The sequence below is a fragment of the Photobacterium sp. GJ3 genome (genome assembly GCF_018199995.1).
Taxonomy (GTDB): Bacteria; Pseudomonadota; Gammaproteobacteria; order Enterobacterales; family Vibrionaceae; genus Photobacterium.
In genome coordinates this window covers 1,661,364-1,687,979 of record NZ_CP073578.1, presented here as the reverse complement: position 1 = coordinate 1,687,979, position 26,616 = coordinate 1,661,364, and the positions used below count along the sequence as shown (strand labels likewise).

The following is a 26,616-nucleotide window of genomic DNA, read 5'->3' as shown; positions in this document are numbered from 1 at the left end:
AGGGTTGTGGGCCTCTACTGATCTTAGAAGAGGCCGATAAGGCTGTCAGTGAATTTGAGCTTAATCAATTGCTTCAATGTCAACGATTTTGGAACGGTTCAGGATGATTTTCCAACGCTGAATTTTGGGCGCCTGACCTTCGTCACTTTCACGGGTGATCAGATTCACCAGATGCCTTTTTTCTACGGACTCGCGTGCCACCTGACCATCCCGCACCACATAAATCTTTTGAGAGCCTTTCTCCATCAGCGTGGACAGAAACCGCAGATCAAACAAAATGGATTCTTTGGTTTGCTCGTAGCCAGTCAGAAATTTGGTCGTCGACATTCGCGTGGTGCTTTTATAATGCAGAATGGCTTCTTCTTTCGCTGAAACCTTGTGCTTCCGGGCTTTTTTGACGTCATCTTCCAGCGCGTCGTATTTCAAATATTCCAGCCATTCAAGCTGTCGTCCGATCAGCTGATTACTGTTGCTGTCGATAAACTGTTTTCGCCACTTGGGTTTGCCCTTACGGACCCACCGCCACAAAGCATGTTTGAGGTCATCCTTGAAAACTTCGCGGGCAGCATAAATCACGGAAAGGACCAAAATGAAAGATGCGGTAATGTCGCCGAGGACACCGCGTGCCTCAATGAGCATGATGGTGACAAAAATCATCACAAAGCCTGCCGCAAAACCAGTCACCACTTTCTTGGTGGTATTCCCGAGCTCTATGGTGTTTTCTTTCATGGTAACTGGGTACTCAATTAAACGCCGCAGCAGACGCATTTTGTTCGACATCCGGGTTGGATCGGCCGAGGCGCGTTCTGAGTTGTAGTGATTCGTTAAGCGATGATCCGATTCAGACTGACAAAACTCCAGATACTGGTTTTTGATCTCGCCATAATTTTCTGCCCGGGGCAGGTGTGCAACCAGCGATAAGAAGCGTTGTTCGGTAAACCACGACAGGTAATTGTCGATGTTCTGATAGTATTTCAGCAGTTCTTCATCGCTCGGAACATTCCGGCGAAGCCGTTTCAGGATCCCGGATGAAACCTGCAAAATCTCTTCCAGTTCCTCTGTCGTTCGTTCGACTTTATCATCCAGCAACTGGTGGACGGTTTCTTCTAAAGCGACAGCATACTGGTAAGCAAACAGGCTCAGGCTTAAACGATATTGCCCCGAAGACAGGTTTCCCCGACTGGCTAACCGGCTGTGAACCAGTGGCAGGTGGTGAACATCACTGAAGTAGGTCCGTTTGCCGTGAATCACGTTATGGTAGAACTCGTCTTCCGCCATGATATTGGCATTCAGGCCAAGCTCACCGGGGATAAAAAGAAAAATATCAAGCTGACGATTTTTTGCCTCATGGATGACATGGGACAACTTCAGGTTATGGCCATCTTTCTTTTCAACGGTGATCACTTTACGGATATTCCTCTCAATTTTATGTAATTCAGTAATTCTAGTTGAACACGAGGTGAAATAGCACCACTTGACAATCACTTATGGCTTGAAAGCGGTTTTTTTGCTCAGAAAATCCCATTTTGGTCAGGCAGGCGGAATCAACATCACGTATAATACGCGATTCGAAAATTGCGCAGCCGCTGCTGTACTCACTGAATGCTGACAGTCCGTGCAGTATCGGGAGACCAAGGCGGATAGTCGCCGGATGATATTACCCTGAGAGTGACATATTTATGATTAAAATTGGTCAGTTCAACACGTTAGAAGTCGTAAAAATGGTAGATTTTGGCGTGTTTCTGGATGGTGGTGAGGATTTTGGCAATATTTTGCTGCCGAAGTCGTCCGTTCCTGAAGGAACATCTCTGGGAGATACGCTGGAAGTATTCGTCTATTTCGACTCGAATGATGAGATCATTGCAACAACCAAACAACCGCTGGCTCAAGTGGGTGATTTTGTGCAGCTCAAGGTTGTGGGCATTTCTGGCGTCGGCGCTTTTGTCGACTGGGGGCTGGAGAAAGATCTGCTGGTGCCATTCAGTGAGCAGCGTCGTCGTCTGGAAGTCGACCAGAAGATTATGGTACGCGTTTATACGGACAAAGCTTCTGGCCGCATTGTCGGTTCCACCAAATTTAACCGCTTTCTGGACAAAACACCGCCACAGTATCAAGTCGGCCAGGAAGTTCAGGTGCTGATCGCAGAAGTGTCTGACCTGGGTTATAAAGCCGTGATTGAAGATCAGCACTGGGGTCTGATCTTCAAAACTGAATCGTTCGGCAAACTGTTTGTCGGTAAACGTTTGAAAGCCTACATCAAAGAAATTCGGGCTGATGGCAAAATCAGTCTGTCGCTGCAAAAAGCCGGTAAGGCAAAAGTTGATGATTTAGCGGATAAAATTCTGTCTGAGCTGGCACGGCAGGGTGGTTTTATTGCACTGAGCGATAAATCCTCACCGGAAGATATTTTCCAGGTGTTCCGGACCAGCAAAGCGACCTTCAAGAAAACGATCGGTGGTCTCTATAAGAAAGGACTGATCGTGATCGAAAATGGTGGCATTCGTCTCAACGATAACTAAAGATTCTGCATTTTTTGTCTCAAGCCGGTGATCATCGCCGGCTTTTTTGTGACGCATGTTATTCCCTCGTTTTCATAATCAGCGTATGTTTGTCTGGTTGGGCCTGTCCCTTGAGGGGAGGCCGGGGTGGCTAAGGAATGAAGCCATCATTCGTCAGCGTGTTAGGTGCCCATCCAAGGTCAATCAACCTGACATCATCTCGTGTGACAAGGAAAAAACATGCAAGGAATGAAGATGAAAGCACTGGCAGCAGGGATTACGCTGCTGCTCTCTGGTGCAACTTTTGCCGCCGAAGTCCCGGCTGGCGTTCAATTAGCAGATAAACAGGAAATCGTCTGGAGCCTGGGCACTGAGGTGCCAACGCTTGATCCGACCATGACTACAGATGACTCCAGCAGCAAAGTCATCAGCGATCTGTTTGACGGTCTGGTCACAGAAGATACGGAAGGGAATATTATTCCGGCTTTAGCGTCGCACTGGGAAACCTCAGCGGACGGTAAAACCGTGACTTTCCATCTGCGAGACGGCCTGCAATGGTCAAATGGTGAACCCCTGACGGCTGCCGATTTTGTGTATAGCTTTCAGCGAAATGCTGATCCGGCGTCAGCAGCGCCTTATTCCTGGTATCTGGCAACAGCCAATATCCTGAATGCAGTTGAAATCACAGACGGCAAAAAAGCAAAAGAAACGCTGGGCGTGAAAGCGTTGGATGAACACACCGTCCAGTTCACGTTAACGCAGCCAACGCCTTATTTTGTGAAAACACTGTCTCATCCATCGACTTTCCCGGTGTACCGGAAGGTTGTTGAGCAATTTGGTGACAACTGGACACGTCCGGAACATATTGTCAGTTCTGGTGCATACACGCTGACCAACTGGGTTGTGAATGAGCGGATTGATCTGGTGCGAAATCCGAAATATTGGAATGACGCCAAAACAGTGATCAATAAAGCGGCTTACCTCGCGATTGAAAACCAAACGGCTGAATACAACCGCTACCGAACCGGTGAAATCGATATTACATCGACTTTCCCGCTGGAACAGTATAAGCAGATCAAAAAAGAGCGTCCGGATGAGTTACTGACCATGCCGTCGCTGGCGACTTACTACTATCTGTTCAATTTAGAGAAGAAACCGTTTGATGATGTCCGTGTGCGGAAAGCTCTGGCGTATGCCATTGATCGGGATGTGGTAACGAAGATTATTCTGGGTCAGGGGCAGATTCCTGCTTACGGTGTGACGCCTCCTGCAGTGGCTGGTTTTGATGCCCCGGTATTGCCTTGGTCCAAACTGAACCAGAAAGAGCGGAATCAGAAAGCAAAAGCATTGCTGGCTGAAGCGGGCTTCAGTAAAGATAAGCCGCTGAAATTTGAGCTGGTTTACAACACTAATGAAGCGCATAAAAAACTTGCGCTGGCAATGATGTCCATGTGGAAGCAAAGCCTGCCGGTTGAAGTGGATCTGGCGAATCAGGAATGGAAAACGTTCTTAGAAAAGCTGGCACAGAAAGATTTTGGTCTGGCTCGTTATGCCTGGGTGGGAGATTACAACGAAGCGTCGACTTTCCTGTCTTACTTTGAAAGCAAAGGGATGAACTATTCCCGTTGGGCTAACCCGGCGTATGATCAGGCTATGGCCAATGCACTGGCGGCAACATCGGAAACAGAACGGAACAAGTTTTATCAGGAAGCCGAGCGGATTTTCTCGGAAGAGATGCCTGCGATTCCGCTTTATTTCTATACCAAAACCGTCGTAAAGTCGCCGAAAGTCGGGGGATATTCGACCACAAATGCATCAGCATACCGATATACACGTGATCTGTACCTGATGAAGTAAGTGAGCGTGCCCGAAAACGGGTGCGTCAACGAATGAGAAAAGAGCCTGATACAGGCTCTTTTTTTTCAGCATTGATTTCAGTTGCACACCGGACAGGCGGGCTGTTTCATTAACTTCATTTCCTGCCAGTGCATGGTCATGGCATCCAACATCAGAATTTTTCCGGTGACAGGCGTTCCCATGGCTGAAATCACTTTAATGGCTTCCATGGCCTGAACGGCTCCGATGATACCGACCAGCGGCGACATGACACCGGCTTCAACACAAGTTAGATTCTGTTCTCCGAACAAGCTGCTCAGGCAGGCATAACAGGGTTCTTCCGCTTGATAGGTGAAGACACAAACCTGACCTTCCATGCGAATGGCGGCACCAGACACCAGAGGCGTCTGCGTTTGATGGCACAAGCGGTTGAGCTGATTTCGGGTTAGCAAATTATCAGAGCAATCGACAACCAGGGTGTGCGATTGAATCAAAGCCAGCAGGGCGGCGTCATCCAATCGTTCAGCAATGGTGTCGATCTGACTGTGCGGGTTCAGCCGTGTCAGCGCCAGTTTTGCCGATTCAACTTTCAGCATGCCAACGGTTTCATCGTGATGCAGCACTTGCCGTTGCAGGTTTGACAGTTCAACTTTATCGTCATCGATCAGGGTGATGTGACCAGTGCCTGCTGCGACCAGATACTGGCTGGCAGCACAGCCTAAGCCACCAGCGCCAAGAATCAGGACTCGGGCGGCTTTCAGTGCCTCCTGTCCTTCAAAATCAAATTGCCGCAAAATTATTTGCCGGTTATAGCGCAGCATTTCCTGATCAGATAATTCTTCCATTCTGACTCCTGCTTACCGTCTGTTAATACATGGTGGCGTTGAAGGGCTCAATCGTCACGATTTCACCGGGCTGAACCTTGCCGCGTTCCTGTTCCAGAATCACCAGACAGTTCGCCTGATGCATGGAACTGAATGCCCCGGACCCCTGATTGCCTGTGGTTACGACTTCAATCTGGCCCTGCGCATTCACCCGGTAGATCCCGCGCTGGAAGTCTGTTCGCCCCGGACGTTTTTTGAAAACGGTGCCAGCGACAGCAGGCAGGCGTTGCGGCCCCTGATACTGAGTATGGCCTGAAAGCTGTGCCAGCATTGGCTGGACAATCTGATACAGGGTCAGCATGGCGGAAACGGGATTGCCAGGCAGCCCGCAGAACCAGGTTTCATTCACTTTTCCGAACGCAAAAGGTTTGCCGGGCTTCATGGCAATTTTCCAGAAGCCAACTTCGCCTTGTTTGGTCAGAATATCCTTGGTGTAGTCGGCTTCGCCGACGCTTACACCCCCTGAAGTAATCAACACATCTGCCGCGCTGGTGGCTTGGGTAAATGCTGCGTCGAGTTGCACCGGATCGTCCGGAATGATGCCCAGATCCAGTACCTCACATCCAAACTGTTTCAGCAGTGCGCGAATGCCGTACCGGTTACTGTCGTAAATTTGTCCGGTAGCAAGCGGTTCACCCAGCGGGCGCAGTTCATCGCCGGTGGAGAAGAAGGCCACTTTCGGACGCGCAACCACCGGGATTTCCGCAATGCCCAGCGAAGCAATTAAGGGAAGCTCTCTTGCCGTCATTCGGGTCCCTTTGGCAACGACGATTTCTCCCTGGTGAATATCATCACCGACGGGGCGGACATTGTCGCCAGCGCGCGGGCGAACCAGAAAGCGGATTTGATCGCCATTCGCTTCGGTTTCTTCCTGCATGATCACGGTATCTGTACCCGCGGGTAATTCAGCACCTGTCATGATGCGGATACATTGACCGGGCTGACATTCACCGGAAAACGGGGTACCCGCGAAAGACTGGCCTGCCAGTGTCAGTGTGTCACGGGCATCGAGTTCAGCCCGTTTCACCGCGTAACCATCCATGGCGGAATTGGCGAAAGGCGGGACATTGATGGGCGAAATCACATCAGCAGCGAGGACTCGTCCAAGGGTCTCTTCAAGTGGTAAGTGTGTTGTATGGCTGATGGGTTGGACAACATCCAGCATTCTTTGGATTGCTTCTTCAACCGGCATCAGGCCTGGTGCCTCACATACGCCCATGATGTTCTTCCTTCGTCGATATGCTTAATTGCTGACTATTATGACAAAAAAATCTCTGCAGAACGAATGGCCCGAACAATTTCGGGGTGTAATTCATCTGAAATACGGGTATCCTTCGGGCTCAGTGTTTACTGGCAAGGCAGAACAGGCTTGAACCCCGGCCTGAGCCAGTTGGAGGAGAGTATGACAGCATTAAGCGAATCAGCATTGAAAGTCCGTCAGGCGCTTGAAGCACGTGGGCTGGAAACACCGATGACAGATAAAGTCGTCGATCAGGCCGAGAAAAAAGAGCGTATCGAATACCACATGCGTGAGATTCTGGAGTTGCTGTCTCTGGATCTGACGGATGACAGTCTGATGGATACCCCAAAACGCATCGCGAAGATGTATGTGGATGAAATCTTCTCCGGATTGGATTATGCCAACTTTCCGAAAATCACAGTGATTGATAATAAAATGAACTGTGACGAAATGGTTCGTGTGAAAGACATTACGCTAACCAGCACCTGTGAACACCATTTAGTGACCATTGATGGCAAGGCGACCGTCGCGTATATCCCACGCGGGAAAATTATCGGTTTGTCTAAAATTAACCGGATTGTGCGTTTCTTTGCACAGCGACCGCAAGTTCAGGAGCGCATGACACAACAAATCCTGGTTGCGTTACAAACGCTGCTGGAAAGTGATGATGTTGCCGTGCGTATTGATGCGACCCATTATTGTGTCAAAGCCCGGGGTGTGATGGATCAAACCAGCGAGACAACTACAACAGCGCTTGGTGGTATTTTTAAACGTATTCCTGCAACTCGGGCGGAGTTCCTGCACGGTTTACGTTAACCATAGTCTTTTTCTGAAAGTTTGAAGAAGCCAATACAGTGACGCATTGTATTGGCTTCTTTCTGCTACCATCCATATCCGCAAGAATAAATTACGAAATCTTGTATGATATTTCAGGTAAAAATCACCGATGATTAACCTGACACTTCTTTGTTCACCTGTGGTGAGATTTTAGTTTAGCGATTATTAAAATTTGAACACCGTCACCATTTGTCTTTGCATAAACTTGAACTAAGAAACTTCCAACCGTGCTGTGAATACCTGATGCCATGGACTTATCCAAAGACGTTGCGGGAGAGTTCAGGTGCATTCATTCACGCTTAACTGAATCTGGGGTTGTCAGTGATGCGTTATTTTAAACGTTACAGGGTATCGGAACGACGTGTTTCAGGAATGGGTTTGTTGATTGGTTTTACGGCCTTGCTTTCGACCGCGTCCGTGTTTGCCGAGGAGGGGATGATCCGGCCTGTTGCTGTGCCCACGGCGATCGTCTCTGCCAGTGTATTCACCCCTCAGTTGGGGCGGCATGGTTTAGCTGATCTGACCTTGCACAGCTCACGGTCGCTTTGTCCGGCACAGACGGATCAGCTCTGTTTCCCTGATAAGTTACAGAATCTTTATGCGAGCCATGAATTCATGCCTGTCTGGCTGGATGAAAGTCTTGTGGAGGAGTTTTTCCTGCAACTGTCGGCACTGGCGGAAAGTGACCGGGTTCCGGGGATGATGCAGCGATTGCAGGAATTGAAGCAACTCCGGGCGGATCGGGATTCAAGAGGATTTGATCTCTTGGCCTCGGATACCTATCTAGTTTATCAGGCCGTGATTGCAAAAATGGAACGGGATCCCAGCTCACTGTACCGGTCTGCAGTATTTCAGCTGACAGCACAGGATCAGTTAAGCATCCCGGCATTCAGCTTGCCAGTCTCGATGGCTCAGTTACAACAGCTCCGGCCGGTGGAGGAGAATTTCCAACGACTGGTTGCGCAGATGAATGTACTGGAGCAGCAAGCCCCCCATGGTGTTCACCTCTCTGGCAGGCCTGCGATAGAATTTGGTGATCCGATCCCGCGTGGTGAAAAGCTGGCAAAAATGCTGAATGTGTATGGGGATTTGTCTGACCAGGACTATACCAACCTGGCTTCCGCCCAGCCTGAAGATGCCGCCGCTGGCATCATTCGGATTGGCGATCCTTATGCCAACCGTGGGGTTCTACATGAAGCGATTCGCCGTTTCCAACAGCGTCACGGATTGCAGGATGATGGCATTATTGGTCCTGCAACCGCCCGCAATCTGACACGTTCCTACCAGCAGGTGGCGCAGTTACTGGCGCTGAATATGCAGCGAAGCCGTGCTTTGCAGCGTCATTATCCGGGGGAGGTGCTGCAGGTGAATATTCCTGAATTCATGCTGCGGATACTGGATGAAGATAAAGTTGTGTTTGAGTCAAAAGTGATTGTCGGACGCAGCCAACGGCCAACTTACTTATTCTCCTCTGCGATCAATCATATGGTGGTGAATCCGACCTGGAATGTGCCGGAAACGATTAAAGAAGAAGATGTGATCCCAAGCCTGAAGCGTTCACCGGATTATCTGGCGCAACATAATATGAGAATGGTCTCCAGATGGAGTGATGCTGGATCCATTGATCCCAGCCAGATCGACTGGAGCACGGTGTCGGCCAGTAACTTCCCGTATGAATTTCAGCAGCGGCCCGGTCCAAGCAATGCTTTAGGTCAGGTGAAGTTTATGATGCCCAATGATTATTCAATCTATTTGCACGATACCCCGGCAAAACGTTTGTTCAACCGAAGTAAACGTGACTTCAGCTCGGGTTGTGTCCGGGTGGAACGTGCACATGATTTGGCTAATTATTTGCTGGAACGTCAACGGGCAGGGCAAAGTGCCAGCTATCAGAACCTGCTGCGCAAGCGCACGACAGCAACCATCAATTTGAGAAAAACACTGGCTGTTGATTTCATTTATCGTACCGCCTGGCTGGATGATCAGGGGCGGCTGCAAATCCGGGAGGATATCTATGGTTATGATGATGAATCCTCAGTGCCTGCAGAGCACGATTATATTGCGATGAATCGTTATCGTTGAGTGTTCCGAGCCAAGCTCTCAAATGCCCCGATGAACGGGGCATTTTTCATTTCGATGAATTTTCTGTGGCAAGGTCCGTTGACCTCTTGAGTCAACCCATTGTGTTGCGTAAAGTAACGCCATCTTGGTATAGACCACTTGGTGATCCGATGCATACTTCTCAGCACAGTTCTTTTTGGTTTCAGCAGGCAATGGCGCGTGAGCCGGATGCGGCTGTGAACGTCTTACAGCAGGATATTCAGGTTGATGTCTGCATTTTGGGCGGGGGGTACACCGGATTGTGGACTGCGATTCAGCTCAAGCAAAAGGAGCCGTCGCTTCAGATCGCCGTGATAGAGAAGTCTCTGTGTGGCAGTGGTGCTTCAGGCCGGAATGGTGGCTGTATGCTGACCTGGTCGACGAAATATCTGAGTCTGAAAAAGCATTATGGCGAAGCAGAAGCCAAACGATTGGTCATGGCTTCTGAACAGGCCGTCGAAGCGATTGATACTTTTTGCCAGCACCATCAGATTGATGCACAGCTGCGCAGACACGGCACCCTCTATACGGCAACGAATCCGGCACAAATGGGGAACCTTGATCCAGTGCTTTCTGCGCTAGACAATGCTGGGATCAATGCGTGGCAAGCCTGGGAAACCTCGCGGGTTCAGTCTTCGGCTGGTTCAGACGTACACCTTGAAGGACACTTCTCTGGGGCTGCCGCCAGTGTTCAGCCCGCGTTATTGGCCAGAGGACTGAAACGAGTCGCTGAAGAAATGGGCGTCCGGATTTATGAACAAACACCGATGACGGCGATGGACAGCAACACGTTTCCGGTCACCGTTTCGACGCCACAAGCACAGATTCAAGCTAAAAAAGTAGTTGTGGCACTCAATGCCTGGACTCCGGCAGTATTTCCTGCACTGAAAAATACGGTTGTGCTGGTGTCCTCAGATATGGCCATCACGCGTCCGATCCCAACACAGCTGGAAAAACTCGGTCTGAACGATGGGAAAAGCGTGGTGGATGGCAGAACATTTGTCCATTATTACCGCTCAACGCCAGATGGCAGACTGATGCTGGGGAAGGGCGGTAACTACTTTGCATTTGCGAACCGAATGTCTGCCGTGTTCGATCAACCCAGCCGTTATCAGCAGATTCTCCGCTCAGCGTTTCAGCGCTTTTTCCCTGCAATCGGCCCGGAAGCCATCGAAACGACCTGGACAGGCGCATCTGACCGCTCTGCAACCGGGATGCCTTTCTTTGGTCGTTTTCCGGAGAATCCTGCCATCGTTTACGGCTTGGGATATTCCGGTAATGGTGTGGTGCAGAGTTGGATCGGCGGACAGATTCTTTCTTCGCTGATCTTAGGCGAAGACAATGAATGGACGCGCTCCCCGCTGGCTACCGGCCCTGTCAGCGAATTTCCACCAGAGCCATTCCGCTGGTTTGGAGCGCATCTTGTCAGGAATGCGATTCGCCGCAAAGAGTTCGCGGAAGATAAGCACGAAACGCCCCGATGGATAGACCGTCAATTGGCAAAATTCGCAAATTTTGCAGGGAAAGCGGATAAGGCCTGATTTTCATCCTGGATCAATGATGCGCGTCAAAGCAGGTGAATAAGCCTGCTTTTTTTATTCATCGTGTTGCCAAAATGTACGTATTTTAAAAGCACTGAACCTGAATGTTTTTTGCACGCTTGTCCTGTAATGCGCCATTTCTATGAATGAGTGTAAAAAATAAAATAAAAAACCAATACTCTAAATAGATGTGGTTTTTCATATCGCTAGACTCATGATTTTGGTGTTTTATTCTTACGTTGAGGTGGAAAGTAATGTTTCACATTTGAGTCTATAAATTTAATCCTTATAAATCAAAAACTTAAATTGTTCGTGTTTTGTTCTGTTAATGTTAATATTTGCAGTGTTTTACTTTGTGATTTATAAAATGGGGCGGATTTATGGATACATATCTACCTCAACGAAGAGAATAATTATGAGCAACAAAGGAAGTGGGACCCTGTTTGGGCACCCTAAAGGTTTGTTCCTGCTGTTTGGTACTGAACTTTGGGAACGCTTTTCGTACTATGCGATGCGTGCCATTTTGGTACTTTATCTGACAGATAAAACTGTCAGTGGTGGTCTTGGATGGTCCACTGAAGACGCACTGAGTCTCTATGGTATTTATACGGGTCTGGTTTATATCACACCCCTGATCGGCGGCTGGATTGCAGATAATTTTCTGGGTCAGCGTCGTTCTATTATTATCGGTGGCCTGCTGATGGCGGCGGGTCAATTTACGCTTGCCTTACCTCATTCTATGGTTGACCCCAATGCAACCACAGCCTTTTATTTAGGTCTCGCGTTACTGATCGTGGGTAACGGTCTGTTTAAACCAAATATTTCAACCATGGTTGGCGACTTGTACGAAGAAGGTGATCATCGCCGTGACGGTGCCTTTACCATCTTTTATATGGGGATCAACCTGGGTGCCTTGCTGGCAGGGATTGTCGCGGGTGCAGCAACAGCTGCCTATGGCTGGAAAGCCGGTTTTCTGGCAGCAGGGATTGGTATGGTGTTCAGCCTGGTATTTCAGATGCTGTTTGCAGAAAAACTACTGGGTGATGTGGGCAAGGTCCCTGCAGCCAAGCGTGCGGCGTCAATGTCTCAGACAGGCAGAAATCAGGTGTTAACAAAGCAGGAGATTGATCGCCTGAAAGTGATCATGATCATGGGCCTCTTTGTGGTTGTCTTCTGGGCTGGCTTTGAGCAAGCGGGTGGCCTGATGAACATTTACACGCAGGAATATGCCGACCGGATGATTGGTGGTTTTGAAGTGCCAACGGCCTGGTTTCAGTCCCTGAACCCATTATTCATTATCACGATGGCACCTTTACTGGCCTCTTTGTGGGTGAAAATGGGGGATAAGGAACCGAGTTCACCGATTAAATTTGCGATTGCACTTTTCCTGCTGGCCATTGGTTTTGTGTGTATGGTTGGTGCGGTGCTGCAGCAAGGTGATGACATGACAGCGAAAACTTCCATGCTGTGGATTGTGGCCGCGTACTATTTCCACACCATGGGTGAGCTGTGTCTGTCCCCGATTGGTTTGTCGATGATCACCAAACTTGCGCCACTGCGCCTGGCGTCTTTGATGATGGGCGTGTGGTTCGGTTTCAACGCCATTGCAAACTATGTTGCCGGTATGATTGGTGCACACGTGGGTGAATCTGGCCCATTAGCCATCTTCGGTGGTATTGCTTTGACTGCCGCAGCATCTGGTCTGATTCTGGTCGTATTCTCGAATCAACTGATCCGCTGGATGCATGGTGCAGAAGGGAAAGTCGCCACACAGCCGGAAACTGGGCCAAATGGCAAACCAGTAGAAGCCTAACCTGCCAACATGTCAGGGTGAGTTTGAATCACGGGAGCATTGGCTCCCGTTTTTTTATCCGTGAAATTCTGAATTCATATTTTATTGGTATTGCGAGCTACTTCTCACTTCCTGTATACGATTACAATCACGACGTGAATATAAACCATTGGACACATTGAAAGTCTGAAACATACCCTTTGCAAATTGTTGCATTATTTTGACCCATATGGAAAGGGAAGTCGTGTATGAAAAAGTCGCTGTTAGCCGTTGTGATTCCGGCGGTCATGCTGGCGGGGTGCGGTGGGGGTTCTGATTCTGATGCCGGACCAAATCCGGATGAAAAGGGAGCGGTCACGATTCAGGTGATCGATGGCTATCTCTCGAATGCCGAAGTCTGTGTTGACAGAAACCGTAACCAAGCCTGTGATGCTGGCGAATTGCTTGCCAAAAGAACGGATACGAAGGGGCAGACTTCCCTTTCAGCTGAGGACCGCCAGTATCCGCTCATTGCCCGTATTATCGCCGGTGAAACGTCAGACAACGATCAGCCCGATGTGGTCTGGCAGGATACTGAATTTTATGCCGAAGCCGGAAGCCTGTTCCTGTCACCCTTCACGACGATGGCACATCTCAACCAACAAACGATGTTAGACTTTGCGGCCAGCCTGAATTTGGATTCCAGCCTCTTGACTCAGGATTACGTGGCACTGGCAGCGACCAATCCCGAAGCTGAAAAAATTCATTTATACGCACGTTCTATCATGAAGATGCTGGGGAGCACCTTAGCGGCCAACAATACAGAAACCCAGAAAGTACAGGTGCAGGAACTGAAAGCCTTTATTCAGAACCTGGTGAATCAGAATGTGGATCTGGGTACCGTTGATTTGTCAGTCGATGCACAGGGGACGGTTACCCGTTCCGCGCGTTTTACAGACTTAGCCGGGTATCTGGAGAGCAGAACCCTGTACACAACGTTTCTGAATACCTTCGAATACCAGCCACGGAAAAATATCTTCGAGAATGGCACGATTCATGATCCTGCGACAGGCTTTACGTCTGAATATGAAGTGACAGGCCTGAAACTGAAATCGGATCTGCTGCATACCAATTTTCTTTATGTGGATGATGCGGTTGCCCTGAGTTTTATGACGCCTGATCGCGATCAGAATACCAACGCCTATAATCTGCTGAGTGTCTGGTCGGAGCGAGATGTTGCCAGTGGCGATAATACGTATCTGACGGCAGACGATTTTGTCGGGCAGACCTGGTATCACCTGCGTGATCTGGCAAGTATCCGGGATGGCAGAGCCGCGGCATCGAAACCTGCATTCACAGAGATCAGGTTCGGTACTGAGGGCCAAATTGAAATTCAGCCGCGTGGGGAAGCGGCGTTTGATGCCAGCTGGACCATCGTGCCAAAGAATGAACTGCCCAATCCGAACAACCCGCCTTACATGCAAATCATCCGGATCCCTTATGGCGACATCGCATTGCGAGAGAGCTTAGCGGGTGCAAAAGGTATGGTATTGCAAACGCTGTTTCATCATCAGGATATTGTGATTGCCAAAGAGATGATGAACATCAGATTCGATGAAGGCGAGGTCGATGCGGCATCTATCGTGCTTCTGACCCGGAATAAAGCATTGGCGGAAGCCATTTATCAAGCCTGGCAGCAATAGCGTCATATTGTAGTTCCACAAAGAGAAACGGAATGAAGTCAAGCGAATAAGTGCGCTTCCGTTTCTCTTTATCTGATACTCCATGTAAATTTTTGCGTTCTTGCGACCTGCTTCTCAAAGTGTGTATTCGATTACACGCACGCTGTCGTTATGCGTGGGTGGACATATGGCGCCATAAACTCATAACCTAGATGAATATTGTTTGATATTTATTCAGCTTTGAATGTGAGGGTTGCGTATGAGGAAATCGCTTTTATCGGTTGTGGTGACAGCAGCCATTTTATCTGGGTGCGGGGGTTCGGACTCAGATAATGACGATGGGAAGAATCTCGACGGCAAGGTCACTGTTCAGGTGATTGACGGTTATTTGTCGAATGCGCAACTGTGTGTCGACCGAAATCGCAATGCGCACTGTGATACAGGCGAACTGTTGATTGAAAAAACCAATGGCAACGGTCAAATCATCATTTCTGCAAGTGACAGCCAGTACCCGTTGATTGCCAGAGTGATTGCCGGTGAATCTTCAGACAGTGATCATCCAGGTTTTGTCTGGCAGGATGCTGAACTCTATGCCCCCGCTGGCCAAACCATTCTGAGCCCTTTTTCGACGCTGGCGTATTTAAACGGTCAAAGCCTTGCTGATTACGCGGCCAGCCTGAATCTGGATGCCAATCTGCTCAGTCAGGACTATGTGGCGTTAAAATCGTCGAATCCTGATGCCAAGAAAGTCCATTTGTATGCGCGGACGATGAATGCGATGCTCGGAGCAACGCTGTCTGAAAATGATTTAGAAGGGCAGAAAATCTGGATTCAGAACCTGAAAAACAAAATTCAGGAACTGGAAAATAATCAGGTCGATTTTGATACCGTCACTTTAACGCTGGGTAAGAACGGACAGTTCAGTCAGTCTGAGCGTGTGAAAGGAATCCAGCCCTTCCTCGAAGGAAATACGGGCGTGAAATTCCTGCAGTGGCTCAATGCTTCAATTGATATCCCACACCATCTCACATTTACGGATGGAAAAATTACCAGCAGCAGTATTGGTTACATTCAGGCAGGTACGGATTATCAGGTTTCAGGTACATCCGTGACCATGGCTTCTCAGCCAGAAACGAAGATCGATTTTGTGTATGTTTCCCCGGATATCGCCTTGGGTTATGTCTATCATGATCCTTCGAAGAAGTTTCTGACGTTCTGGCAATCCGAGGCGGATTATCTGAACGGGAGCACTGATCTGGCCCAAGAGGATTTCACGGGGCAAATCTGGTACCTCCTGAGAGATGCCGCCGGACCAGAAGCAAAAGAAGAAGAGCCTCCGGTGCCTGAACTCAATGAGCTCGTCTTTCTTTCTGCCACCCGTGTGTCGATCAATCCGATGGGGGCGGACGCCTATGAAGCGGAGTGGGGTTTTACATCCGATCCAAACGAGAGTTTCCAGACCCTCACAATTGAGTTCAGCAATAACAACACAATGATTCTGGATACAGATACATCAAAGGCTGGGGTCACGTTGCTGAAGCAGAACATTGTGAATGACAATCCTCAGACTATCCTCATGACACAGAACAAAGCTTTAGCGAAAGCGTTACACAAGCATTGGCAATAAACCTTTCATCTGGAACGGCATGACGATGAAGTGGGAACTGGGGTAAGGTATGGAAAACCGAATCCGAGCTCTCACTTCATCAAAAGGATTTCTTCATGCATTCACCTCAGCTTCACATCCGTCCCGCAACACCTGCCGATGCATCTGCCCTCATACGTTTGATGGCCCAGCTGGGTTATGAGACCGATCCGAAACGGCTCGAGCACATGATTTATGTGGCTGACTCGGACTCTGAAACGATCGTCGTGGCAGAAGTAAACGATCAGCTTGTTGCGCTGATCTCTCTGGTCTATTTTGACTATCTGCCAGCGGCTGCCCGGTATGCACGGATCACGGCACTTGTGGTTGAACACAGCTATCGGGGGCAGGGGATCGGCACTGAACTACTGGCGCATGCCCGGCTACTGGCGGCGGAGCAAGATTGTGTCTGTCTGGAAGTCACCAGCTCCGAAATACGTGAGCAAACAGCGGTTTTCTACGAACATTCGGGTTTTCACCGGACATCTTACAAGTTTGCCCTGCCTTTGACATAACCTCCTGAACCTCATTCTCTCCCGAATGATCTTGCTTTGCTGGGGGAATTTTCCGTTTGGGATCCCCTGATTCCATCTTTTGCCTATACTTGCGGAAAACCACAGCTTCATATGCGCTTCAGTCAATGAACTCGCGCAGCAATTCATGCAATCTTGTTCACGGGATAAAGTTCTTATTTATCTCAGCTGCTTCCATTTTTATTCGCATGTTTCATTGATATTCATATGTTTGAACTATTTTATTGAAATGGAAGCAATATTTCGACTCACTTCAAAGAATAATCAACAGGTTAAATGATGACCGTCCAAAAATTTCTATTCACTTTGACGCTGTTTTTATCATTGGTTCGTTCTATGTGGATATAAAGATGTGACCGAGTCATAAATGGCTGATATGCAATTTGATTGGTTTTTGTGCGTGAGGATAAGGTGTGGTTGTGGTTTTTTATGCTGGGAAAGTGCTTTAAAAATCACATGTTAAGTATTTACTCTAAAGTTGATAGTTCACTCAATCTGTTGAAGATGTGATATTCAGCCACTTGTCTTGTATTGCCCGCTTGTTGGACAAAATCGTTGCATATATTTTGTTACACATTGTTTACAAAAGGAGGGTGAGCTGTGAAAGGTGCATGTCTATTCATCGCTTTCTCGTTGTTTCCTCTGATGAGCTTTGCTCAGGCACAGCCTGATGACGAACGACTCATTCGTGCTTTGGAAGAAAGAGGCGTGATTTGCCAGGGACTGACCTATGCTGAAAAGCAAGAAGCCCTCAGAATCTACCTCAGCCGCAAAGCCAGCCTGAACAATCAAAAACAGAAAGTGAAAGACACAACAAAGCATTCAGATTTATCAGAGACTGAAAAAGTCGAATGTATTTCGCCTGAATAATCTCTGATGACCTGTGTTGTTACAGCTGAACCCCTTGGGTTCGGCTGGGGTTTTGACAACTTGACGATGGAAAATATAAATAAGGACAGTAAATGAAACATATGAAGAAAACATTGCTGGCAACAGCAATGTTCACTTTATTTAGTGGCAGTGGCTATGCGCATACACCGGTTGATATGGGTGTGGTGAATGAAGATAAATTAATCGAAATGCTGGTGCGAAATGGTGTGGTTGATGCGAATGCAACCCCAGAAGAAAAGCATGTAGCGTTAGATAAATATCTTGAAAATAAAATCCGTTCCGGATTTAAAGGTGATGCTCAGTTTGGCAAAGAAGCTTTAGCAAAACGCGCGAAGGTTCTGAAAGCCATTCAAAAAACAAATGGCAAACAACGTGCAAATGTCTTTGCGCTGGAAATGGGTGAAAAGCGCACCGACAAAGTACTGGCCCTGCTGATTGATTTTCCGGACTTACCCTGGAATGACAATCGTCTGACCAAAGAACACACTGAAATGCTGTATGACAGCTATCTGCCTGGTCATTATCAGGAGCTGCTGTTCTCCGGCGCAGGTTACACCGGTCCGAACGGCGAGAACCTGATTTCTATGCGTCAGTTCTACGAACAGGAGTCCGGTCATTCTTATTCTGTCATGGGGCAAGCTGCTGGCTGGTATCGTGCATCGAAGAATGCTGCATTCTATGGTGGAAACTCACCAACAACAGATAACGATCTGAACGCACAGGAACTGGTTCGTGAAGCGTTGAATCAATTGGCGCAGGATCCGAATATTAATCTGGCCGATTACGATGTTGAAGATCGTTACGACTACGATGGCGATGGCAACTACCGTGAACCGGATGGTGTGATCGACCACCTGATGGTGTTCCATTCTTCTGTAGGCGAAGAAGCGGGTGGTGGTGTATTGGGTGCGGATGCGATCTGGTCTCACCGTTTTAATCTGGGTCAGTATCATGTGCTGTCTGGCACCAAGAGCAATGTACCGGGCCGATTCAATGGTCAGTACGCTGCTTTTGATTATACGATTCAGCCTATTGATGCGGCCGCGGGCGTGTGTGCTCATGAGTATGGTCATGACCTGGGTCTGCCGGATGAGTACGACACGCAATACACTGGGCAGGGTGAACCGGTGTCTTACTGGTCCATCATGTCTTCCGGTAGCTGGGCAGGCCAGATTGGCGGCACGCAACCTACAGCCTTCAGTTCTTGGGCGAAGCAATTCCTGCAGCAGTCGATTGGTGGCCAGTGGGTCAACAATCAGGAAGTTGCAATTCACGAGCTGGAAAACGCCCCTCGCGAATTCAAGCTGTATCAGACCACGGACAATACACAGCCAAACATGGTGAAAGTGACGCTGCCAAGCAAGCGGATTGAAACACTGAAGCCATTTGAAGGTCAGTATTCGTTCCATTCCGGTAAAGGCGATGATCTGCGGAACGGCATGAGTCGTACGCTGACGATTCCGGCAGGAGCGAAAGCAACGCTGAAATTCAAAGTCTGGTATCAGATTGAGAAAGACTACGATTTCGCGCGCGTGCTGATCAATGGCAAGGCAGTGAGCGGGAACATCACCTCGATGGATGACCCGTATAACACAGGTCTGGTCCCGGGGATCGGTGGTGATTCAAACGGCTGGATTGACGCTGAGTTTGATCTGAGCCAGTGGGCAGGCCAGCAAGTCACACTGGGCTTTGATTATGTGACCGATGGCGGTCTGGCGATGGATGGTCTGTATCTGGACAATCTGGTGCTGGACGTGGATGGCGCAGTGACTGCTATTGATAATGGCGAAAGTGGTTCGACGTTTGCGTTCAACGGTTACAAACTGTCTGACGGCTTCCACGATGCTGCACATTATTATCTGCTGCAATGGCGGAACCACACGGGTGTGGATGAAGGCCTGGCGAACATCAAACGTATGGGGCAGCTCATGTCATTCGAACCGGGCCTGATTGTCTGGTACGTGGATGAGTCCATGACAGATAACTGGGTGGGTAAACACCCGGGTGAAGGCTGGTTAGGTGTTGTCGATGCGGATCAGAATGCGCTGGTTTGGGCAAATTCAGGTCAGGCAGCACAGACCCGCTTCCAGGTTCGTGACGCTGCATTCTCGCTGAACGATCAGGCACCACTGCGTCTGGTCGATGCAACCGGTGATGTGCTGGAAGACATGAGCCTGATTGGCAACGCGAACTTCTCGGATGCTGAAGATTACAGTTCACCGATGTCACCGGATTCTGGCCGCAAGCTGACGGAGTTTGGCCTGATGATCGACGTTGTCGAGCAGGACCAGAACAATGAATACGGCGTGGTGCGTCTGTCGAAAGTGGCGGATCAGAATCAGGCTCCGACAGCGAGCTTTGAGCTGAATGTGGACGGTTTGTCTGTGTCTGCAACCAACCTGAGCGTCGACACAGATGGCCAGATCATCAGCTATCAGTGGGACTTCGGCAACGGCAAATACAGCAATGAAGCTGCGCCGAGCTGGCAGTATGCACAGGAAGGCAGTTACACCGTGAGCCTGAAGGTGACTGACGATAAAGGTGCAACCGACACCTACAGTTATACCGTGACTGTTGAAGCGCCGAATGCATTGCCTGAAGCGAGCGCAGAGTATATTCATCTGGGTCGCTGGGTGACCATGTGGTCAACCAGTTCAGACAGCGATGGCCGTATTGTGGACACAGAGTGGACACTGCCGAACGGCAAGGTAAAACGAGGCCGCATCTTTACCTCGATTTTCCCAAGCTACGGTACGCATGAAGTGACATTGCGCATCATGGACAATGATGGCGGTATTACGACGAAAGTGATTCAGGTCAACCTGTAATCAAACGTTCGTAAGCCATCAAATGAGAGCGCAATCCTGAGGGGTTGCGCTTTTTTTGTTTGATTATTCAGTGGTTACCAGATCGGTCGTTACCGGAGAAAAGAATCGGTACCAGACACAAGCACCCGCCATCAGCATTGAGACAAAGGTGGCGATTGCAGCGCCTTGAATGCCATAAGCCGGAATCAGCCAGACATTCAGCCCGGCATCGGTGATCAGCGCGATCAAACCAATCACGACAACATCCTGGCCTCGGTTGGTATATTGCAGCCAGGTCGAGGCTAATCCGCTGACACCCCAAAGCGCGTAAGCACCGATCAACCAATAAAGCGCCGGCTCTGCTGCAAGGAAATCGGGGCCAAAAAAGGAAAGTAACCTGTCGCCGCCTGCAAAACCCGCTAAGGCGAGTGTGATAATCACACCCAGAATGATTTTCTGGGCCTGCCAGAACAGTACTTTTGCCTGATCAAGGGATGATTCCATTGCCGTGCCAAATAAGGGCAGAAAGATCCCGGCAATGGTGACCTGTGCGACGGGTAACAGATGCGCAGTCGTTGCCGCCGCCGCAAAATAGCCAACCTGATGTTCCTCGGCCAGTGCTTCCAGCATCAGCAAATCAATCTGATTGAGTGCCATTGTGATCAGCATCGCCAGCATCATCGGAACGGATAACGACAGGAGCTGACGTTTTTCTTTGAGCGCTGATATATCTGGATGGTAAATCAGTAATCCGAGCGACTGGGTTTTCCGCCATTGCCATAATGCGATTGCCGTCGCCACAATCCCGCCGGAGACGATGACTTGCCAGAGCTGGACCTCCTGCATCACGAACAGCAGGACGGCGATTGCTGCCATTTTCAGCAAAGGCAATGCCACCCGCCAGGGTAAGTTCGATAAGGCAAGCAGTTTGGCAGATTGAAGAACCCGGCTCAGCAGCGCACCACATGCAATTACGGGAATAAAAAATGACATCAGCAACATGGGATGATGCGCTTCGGGATCGGTGGTTCCCAGATGGAGTAAGCCCCCCAGATAAGTCGCCAGGATCAGAATCACCGACAACATCAGCGAGAGGCACACATAGAAACGGACAAACGAGAAGATATATCCGGTTTCGTTTTTGACGATTGCCGCTGAAAGCATCCGGGGCGCAATTCTGTCGCCACCGAGCAAAATCACAACACTGGATAACACCGCAAACGCATAGGCAACTTTATAGTCGCCGTAGGCGTGAGGGGACAAGACCCGGCTCAGAACCAGATTAAATCCATAGTCGGCTGCAAATCCGAATAACAGGCTCATCAACATGATTAAACTGCCGGATTTCAGATAGGCCGTCTGTGTTTGACGGGGAAAAGTGGTTGCGTCCATTCAAATCACTCTTTGGGCTGATGTTCAAGCAAGCATAAAAGAGAAGTATGCCTGTGCCAAAGGATGATACGAACAGCGTTGTGGTTTTGAGCGCAATCTTTGGGAACGCGCAGCTTTCTCATGTCCGGGAAAGTGTCAGCGGATTTTACATTTGGCTGAATTCTGAGACTGGATTCTTAATTTTAAGAGCTGCCACGTAGGGAGATTAAAATTTTAGTGTGACAAAAGTTTTGTTTTAACAGGCTGTTTCAATAAGCGTTTTTCCAATGTTCAATCTCTGGTGAGGTAAGAGGCCGTCGCGACACACCAGAATTGGCATGCTCCTTGTAACACATGAATTGCATTGAGTGTGCACCTTATAGAAGGAGAGCGAACATGAAACGTCTGGTTAGAACAACTTTATTCAGTTTGTCACTGATTGCTGCCGGAAATGCGTATGCAGATATCGTGACAGTTCAGTTTGGTAATTTTACTGGTTCGTGGATCAATGCATCTGCGACGGCTGGAGCGGGACAACCCGTCGCAACAGGAAACGGAACAAGCAACCCTCAGCTACGATGGGGAACACCGCCTTCAGCAAATGATCCACAAAGTGGATACGACTTTCAATCAATGCCCGCTATGGCAACCAGTTTTGATACTGATGCCGGGAGTAGTACAGATTTCTCGCTAGGTATGTTTACACACTTAAATAACCCAATTTTCATCAGCGACGGTTTTTCAAGTCTGCAATCAGTGGATCTGCAGTTGAGTACAACCGTATCTATTGATGGTAGTTCACCGATTGATGTCGATTTTGTATTTAGTTTTACACATTTCGAAACACCAAATCCGGCGGATCCTTGCGCAAACGGGATGCCAAACGGCAGTGGCGTGAATATTAATGGGTGCGCAGATATCATTACAGTCACGACAGCACAGTTCAGCGATGTGATTGTGATTGATAACATTGCTTATACCATCAACATTCAGGGTTTCCTCGCGAATGGGATGTACGCTGAAAGTTTTCAGACGATTGAGCAAAACACCAACTTTGCTACCATTATTGCCAATATCTCGGCAACGGATATCAGCGTGCCTGTGTCTGAGCCGGCCAGTTTAGCCTACCTGGCCACCTCGTTACTGGGCTTTGCGGCAATCCGCCGTCGTTTAGGCCGGCGTCGGTGATCTGTCACGAAAATTGACATCGGTTGATTTAAGGCGCTTTACGCGCCTTTTGCTTTATAGAAACGCTAACCGCCTGTTGTTCTCTCCAGAAATGTCAAACCTGCCCCAATCATCTCAACAAACATCAAGACATCCTTTTCAGTCATCTCTACATCCTTGTCAGGAATCTTTACATCCGGGGTCAGGTTCGGCCACATTGCGTCATACTGGTGTCCTCCGGCTGATTGAGTTTCCAGAAAAGTGATGTTGACAACCTATTGTTTTTTCAGCAAACGGCATGGGCGTATTGGTATTTTTCTTATTCCTGAGAGCGATGTAACTGCCGTTGGCACGCACTTTGATTGATCTGTTTCGTACACAACAATGTTGTTTGGGGAAGTGGAGAAGTACCATGAAAAAGTTCAGTAAATATGCGTTATACAGTGTGATGATGTTGGCTGGTGCACAAGCGAGTGCAGCCATTGTACAGGTCGATTTCGGAGATTTCACCGGTTCCTGGGTGAACAGCACTGCGACAGGCGGGAGCGGCCAGCCGGTTGCATTGGGTGATGGAACAAGCAACCCACTGTTACGATGGGGGGTTCCGTTTAACACGGGCGGCCCGCAAAGTGGTTATGATTTTGACGCCGTCACAGGGTTTTCTACAGCTTTTGATACCGACGCCATGATGAGCCCGGATTTCCAGCTGGGGATGTTTACACATCGTAATAATATCATCTCAGGCGATGGTGCAAGCTTGCTCTCGACCGATCTGATGCTGAGTACCACAGTCACCATTGACGGTGGCACCCCCATTAACCTTGATTTTGTCTTTAGCTTTACGCATAACGAAACGCCCAACGGGGACGATCCTTGTGCAAATGGGGGGGCAAATGGCTCGGGCGTGAATATCAATGGCTGCGCCGATATCATCACGGTCACAACCGCTGATTTTACCGATGTGGTGACGGTGAATGGCATCAACTATACGATCAACATTCAGGGCTTTCTGGCAAATGGTGGGTTTGCGACTGGTTTTGAAACCATTGAAGAGAATATTAATACCGCAGTGATCATCGCGAATATTTCTGCCACGGGTGTCGGTGTGCCAATGCCGGAGCCTGCCAGCATTGCGTATCTGGGAACGGCGTTATTGGGTCTGGCTGCGATGCGCCGTCGGATGAATCAAAAACGCAAATAAGATCGAGTGATACAGCTGATTGGAAAGAAAAGGCGCATCGCGCCTTTTCTTTTGGATGGCAGGTTCTGAATATCTCAGATAGTCGCTGTGGACTCGATCAGAATGGCGTCGTGGCGCCAGTACTCTAAATCACAGTCAATCAGATTGCCGTGCTGATCGTAGTTGACCCGTTCCACAAACATGGCGGGTGTTCCTGAGGTGGCGCGCAAGTGATGCGCTGTTTCTGCCATCAGAGAGGTTGACCGGACCCGAAACCGAGTTTTGGAATAGATCACGCCGTATTGCTCGCGATAGGTTGTGGTGAGCGAGTCCGTAATATCGTGCTCAAAGAGATCCGGGAAATGCTGGGGCGAGATAAAGTTGGTGACAACAACAACGGGCCGCTCATCTAGAAAACGCAACCGATCAATCCGGTACACTTCGGTCAGCGGCTTCACATTCAGTAAAGATGCTGCACGGCGGCTTGCCGGAACACGCTTGGCTGATAATAGCTCTGAGCGGGCTCTCCGTCCCTGAGACGCTGCCATGGCCGGGAAATCCGTGGTGTAGGTCGGATCGTAAATCAGCGGATCAGGCGAGACAAACCAGCCACGACGATCTTCCCGGTAAAGTTTGCCTTCTGCTTCCAGCAACGCCAGTGATTCACGCAGCGTCACGCGCGTTGTACTGAAAGACTCTGCCAATTTTCGTTCCGCTGGCAGTTTATGCCCGCCGGAGAGGAGGCCCGCATCAATCTGCTCGTTAATGGCTTCCATGATTTTTAGATATTGCACGTTTAATTATCCTGTTCCGACCGTTTCTTGCGGTTCGATATGATAGGCGCTCATGGCCGTTTGTCGTGAGCGCAGTCTGTTCAGCATGCTCAGATTTTAACGTTTTCGCCAAGCCTGAGTGTAGCGGTCACTGATTTTACTGGCACCAAGGTGGAGTAATTTAATTCCGGCTGCTGTGAGTAGAATCATCACCGCCATGGCTGCCGCAGCCCCGGTCTGACCTGCATCATCCATATTCAGGACCGAGACCGATGCTGGCATGGTATCGGTCGCGTAGAGAAAGACAATGGCCGACGTTGTGGTCATCGCATTTACAAACAAATACGCGGCGATATCCAGAATGGCAGGCATGCAGACCGGAACCGTGACTTTCCAGAACGTTTTGAACTGCGACACATTCAAAGAAGCAGAGATGGCTTCAATTTCGCCCGGTAACTGCTTCAGGGCTGTCAGCGCTGTCATATGGCCCACGGTGTAGTAGTGGGTGACGGTATTCACAACCAGAATTGTCAGGGTGCCATACAACCAGGACAGGGGATTCTCGCTCTGGTTGAAAAAGAAAATGTAACCCAGACCAAGGACCATACCCGGCACAGCCATCGGCAGAATTGCCAGCATGTGTAGCAGGTTTCTTAATGGGGCAAAGCTGCGGCCTTTTTCAATGCAGTAAGCGCAGGTAAAAATGACCCCTGTCCCGATCAGGGCGACAGCAGCGGCCAGTTTCAGGGAACTGAAATAGGGAGTCCAGCCGTAAGTGCTGAATTCTGAGAAGTTGTAGTTATTGAGGCTCAGAGAAGTGTCCCAGGGCCAGAAAGTGACCAGGGAACCATAAATGGCCATGCCAATCACAGTGAGAATCGCCAGCGCAATTACGGTGCAAAATACCAGGCAAAACCCATCCCGCAGGCGGTTTGGCTCAGGCTGGTAAGCGACTGAGCGGGCATCGAACAGATGTTGTTGTTTTTTCTGAACCCAGCGATCTCCGGCGAAAGCCAGCAGAGCCGGGAGTAAGAGCACGACAGAGGTCACGGCTCCCATGGCGAAGTTTTGCTGTCCGACAACCTGCTTGAAAATATCTGTGGCCAGCACGTTGTAATGGCCACCAATGACTTTGGGCACACCAAAATCACAGACCACCAAAGTGAACACAACAATCAAAGCGCTGATCAGACCAAATTTCGCTCCTGGCAGGGTGACCAGAAAAAAAGTCCGGATGGGCGATGTGTTAAGCGCTTTTGCCGCTTCATACAGGCGGGCATCGGACGTTTTGAGTGACGTTGTCACAATCATGAGTGCGTGAGGGAAAGTCCAGAAAATCAGGCCGATGGCAATCCCAATCGGACCGTAAATACTGTGTCCCATCAGGATGTCTTTGGCGATGCCCTGATTACCGAACAGATAGATCAGGCTAATCGCTGGCAGCAGTGAGGGTGCAAGAATTGGTGCAGAACCAATGATGGTGAACAGGCCTTTCAGTGGCATACAGCTCCGGGTCAGCGCATAAGCATAACCAAAAGCGAGAACACCGACGAAGACAGTGACAATACCGCCAATGACCAGCGTATTTTGCAGGGACAGCCATAACGCAGGTGAAGCAAAGTATTCTGCAAAATTCGCCAGGCCGACAAACTCACCGTCTGCGTTTTCGATACTTTTTTGCAGCATGGCCAGCAAAGGGGCAACGATGAACAGGGCCATCAGACCGGCGAAGCCAGTCAGCAGTATCCCGAGTGTCAGGTTATCCCTGCCGAGGCTGTGTCTCAGGTGGATAAGGGACTGAAACAGACCCGGTTTCACGGCAACTTGCGAGTGTGTCAGTTGAGTCATGATCGCGTCCTG

19 protein-coding genes are annotated in these 26,616 nt (G+C 49.3%); 13 read left to right on the top strand and 6 right to left on the bottom strand.

Translation table 11 applies throughout. From position 1 onward, the window contains the following. Window positions 1–60 precede the first annotated feature (60 nt). A complete protein-coding gene (locus KDD30_RS07460; protein WP_211649091.1) occupies window positions 61–1,404 on the bottom strand; it encodes a hypothetical protein in 1,344 nt (447 codons plus the stop codon). 275 nt (window positions 1,405–1,679) lie between these two features. Between KDD30_RS07460 and KDD30_RS07455 the strand changes: the two genes are divergently transcribed. Then, the gene (locus tag KDD30_RS07455; RefSeq protein ID WP_211649089.1) at window positions 1,680–2,519 is read left to right on the top strand and encodes a S1 RNA-binding domain-containing protein; all 840 of its coding nucleotides are present in this window, start codon (window positions 1,680–1,682) and stop codon (window positions 2,517–2,519) included. A 219-nt stretch (window positions 2,520–2,738) separates the two neighbouring features. After that, window positions 2,739–4,355, top strand: a complete 1,617-nt coding sequence (locus KDD30_RS07450; protein ID WP_211649080.1) for an ABC transporter substrate-binding protein — start codon at window positions 2,739–2,741, stop codon at window positions 4,353–4,355. Window positions 4,356–4,432: 77 nt separating this feature from the next. Here the strand turns inward: KDD30_RS07450 and moeB are convergent, their stop codons facing one another. Continuing rightward, window positions 4,433–5,179, bottom strand: coding sequence for a molybdopterin-synthase adenylyltransferase MoeB (gene moeB, locus KDD30_RS07445; RefSeq protein WP_211649077.1), 747 nt, complete (start codon window positions 5,177–5,179; stop codon window positions 4,433–4,435). Between the two features lie 22 nt (window positions 5,180–5,201). Next, entirely contained in the window at window positions 5,202–6,437 is a 1,236-nt protein-coding gene (moeA, locus tag KDD30_RS07440; protein WP_211649068.1) for a molybdopterin molybdotransferase MoeA, read from the bottom strand. 183 nt (window positions 6,438–6,620) lie between these two features. Here moeA and folE point away from each other — a divergent pair, with 183 nt between their 5' ends. The 9 genes from folE to KDD30_RS07395 all read left to right on the top strand — a co-directional run bounded on the left by folE (window position 6,621) and on the right by KDD30_RS07395 (window position 20,286). After that, a complete protein-coding gene (gene folE / locus KDD30_RS07435) occupies window positions 6,621–7,274 on the top strand; it encodes a GTP cyclohydrolase I FolE (RefSeq protein ID WP_211649059.1) in 654 nt (217 codons plus the stop codon). Window positions 7,275–7,673: 399 nt separating this feature from the next. After that, window positions 7,674–9,377, top strand: a complete 1,704-nt coding sequence (locus tag KDD30_RS07430; RefSeq protein WP_211649057.1) for a murein L,D-transpeptidase — start codon at window positions 7,674–7,676, stop codon at window positions 9,375–9,377. A gap of 149 nt (window positions 9,378–9,526) precedes the next feature. Then, window positions 9,527–10,936 carry an FAD-dependent oxidoreductase gene (locus tag KDD30_RS07425; protein ID WP_211649049.1) on the top strand — a complete coding sequence of 470 codons (1,410 nt, stop codon included), beginning with the start codon at window positions 9,527–9,529 and terminating at the stop codon, window positions 10,934–10,936. Between the two features lie 415 nt (window positions 10,937–11,351). After that, window positions 11,352–12,749, top strand: a complete 1,398-nt coding sequence (locus KDD30_RS07420; protein ID WP_211649040.1) for a peptide MFS transporter — start codon at window positions 11,352–11,354, stop codon at window positions 12,747–12,749. 227 nt (window positions 12,750–12,976) lie between these two features. Beyond that, on the top strand, window positions 12,977–14,410 hold the full coding sequence (locus KDD30_RS07415) for a hypothetical protein (protein ID WP_211649038.1): 1,434 nt from the start codon (window positions 12,977–12,979) through the stop codon (window positions 14,408–14,410). A 238-nt stretch (window positions 14,411–14,648) separates the two neighbouring features. After that, window positions 14,649–16,016: a hypothetical protein gene (locus KDD30_RS07410; protein ID WP_211649036.1), complete on the top strand. Its 1,368-nt coding sequence runs from the start codon at window positions 14,649–14,651 to the stop codon at window positions 16,014–16,016. Between the two features lie 95 nt (window positions 16,017–16,111). After that, window positions 16,112–16,549, top strand: coding sequence for a GNAT family N-acetyltransferase (locus KDD30_RS07405; protein WP_211649035.1), 438 nt, complete (start codon window positions 16,112–16,114; stop codon window positions 16,547–16,549). Between the two features lie 663 nt (window positions 16,550–17,212). After that, complete coding sequence (locus KDD30_RS07400; protein WP_211649686.1) at window positions 17,213–17,437, top strand: hypothetical protein; 225 nt, start codon at window positions 17,213–17,215, stop codon at window positions 17,435–17,437. A gap of 92 nt (window positions 17,438–17,529) precedes the next feature. After that, on the top strand, window positions 17,530–20,286 hold the full coding sequence (locus tag KDD30_RS07395; protein WP_211649033.1) for an immune inhibitor A domain-containing protein: 2,757 nt from the start codon (window positions 17,530–17,532) through the stop codon (window positions 20,284–20,286). 63 nt (window positions 20,287–20,349) lie between these two features. Here KDD30_RS07395 and KDD30_RS07390 read toward each other — a convergent pair whose 3' ends face one another. Further along, on the bottom strand, window positions 20,350–21,657 hold the full coding sequence (locus KDD30_RS07390) for an oligosaccharide flippase family protein (RefSeq protein WP_211649026.1): 1,308 nt from the start codon (window positions 21,655–21,657) through the stop codon (window positions 20,350–20,352). Window positions 21,658–22,032: 375 nt separating this feature from the next. Between KDD30_RS07390 and KDD30_RS07385 the strand changes: the two genes are divergently transcribed. Next, entirely contained in the window at window positions 22,033–22,824 is a 792-nt protein-coding gene (locus KDD30_RS07385) for a THxN family PEP-CTERM protein (RefSeq protein WP_211649018.1), read from the top strand. Between the two features lie 391 nt (window positions 22,825–23,215). Further along, the gene (locus tag KDD30_RS07380; protein ID WP_211649016.1) at window positions 23,216–24,004 is read left to right on the top strand and encodes a THxN family PEP-CTERM protein; all 789 of its coding nucleotides are present in this window, start codon (window positions 23,216–23,218) and stop codon (window positions 24,002–24,004) included. A gap of 74 nt (window positions 24,005–24,078) precedes the next feature. Here the strand turns inward: KDD30_RS07380 and phnR are convergent, their stop codons facing one another. Both phnR and KDD30_RS07370 read right to left on the bottom strand, forming a co-directional pair. Beyond that, complete coding sequence (gene phnR, locus KDD30_RS07375) at window positions 24,079–24,777, bottom strand: phosphonate utilization transcriptional regulator PhnR (protein WP_211649014.1); 699 nt, start codon at window positions 24,775–24,777, stop codon at window positions 24,079–24,081. A 96-nt stretch (window positions 24,778–24,873) separates the two neighbouring features. Beyond that, window positions 24,874–26,604 (bottom strand): putative 2-aminoethylphosphonate ABC transporter permease subunit, encoded by a 1,731-nt coding sequence (locus tag KDD30_RS07370; RefSeq protein ID WP_211649005.1) that lies wholly within the window; start codon window positions 26,602–26,604, stop codon window positions 24,874–24,876. Between the last annotated feature and the right edge of the window lie 12 nt (window positions 26,605–26,616).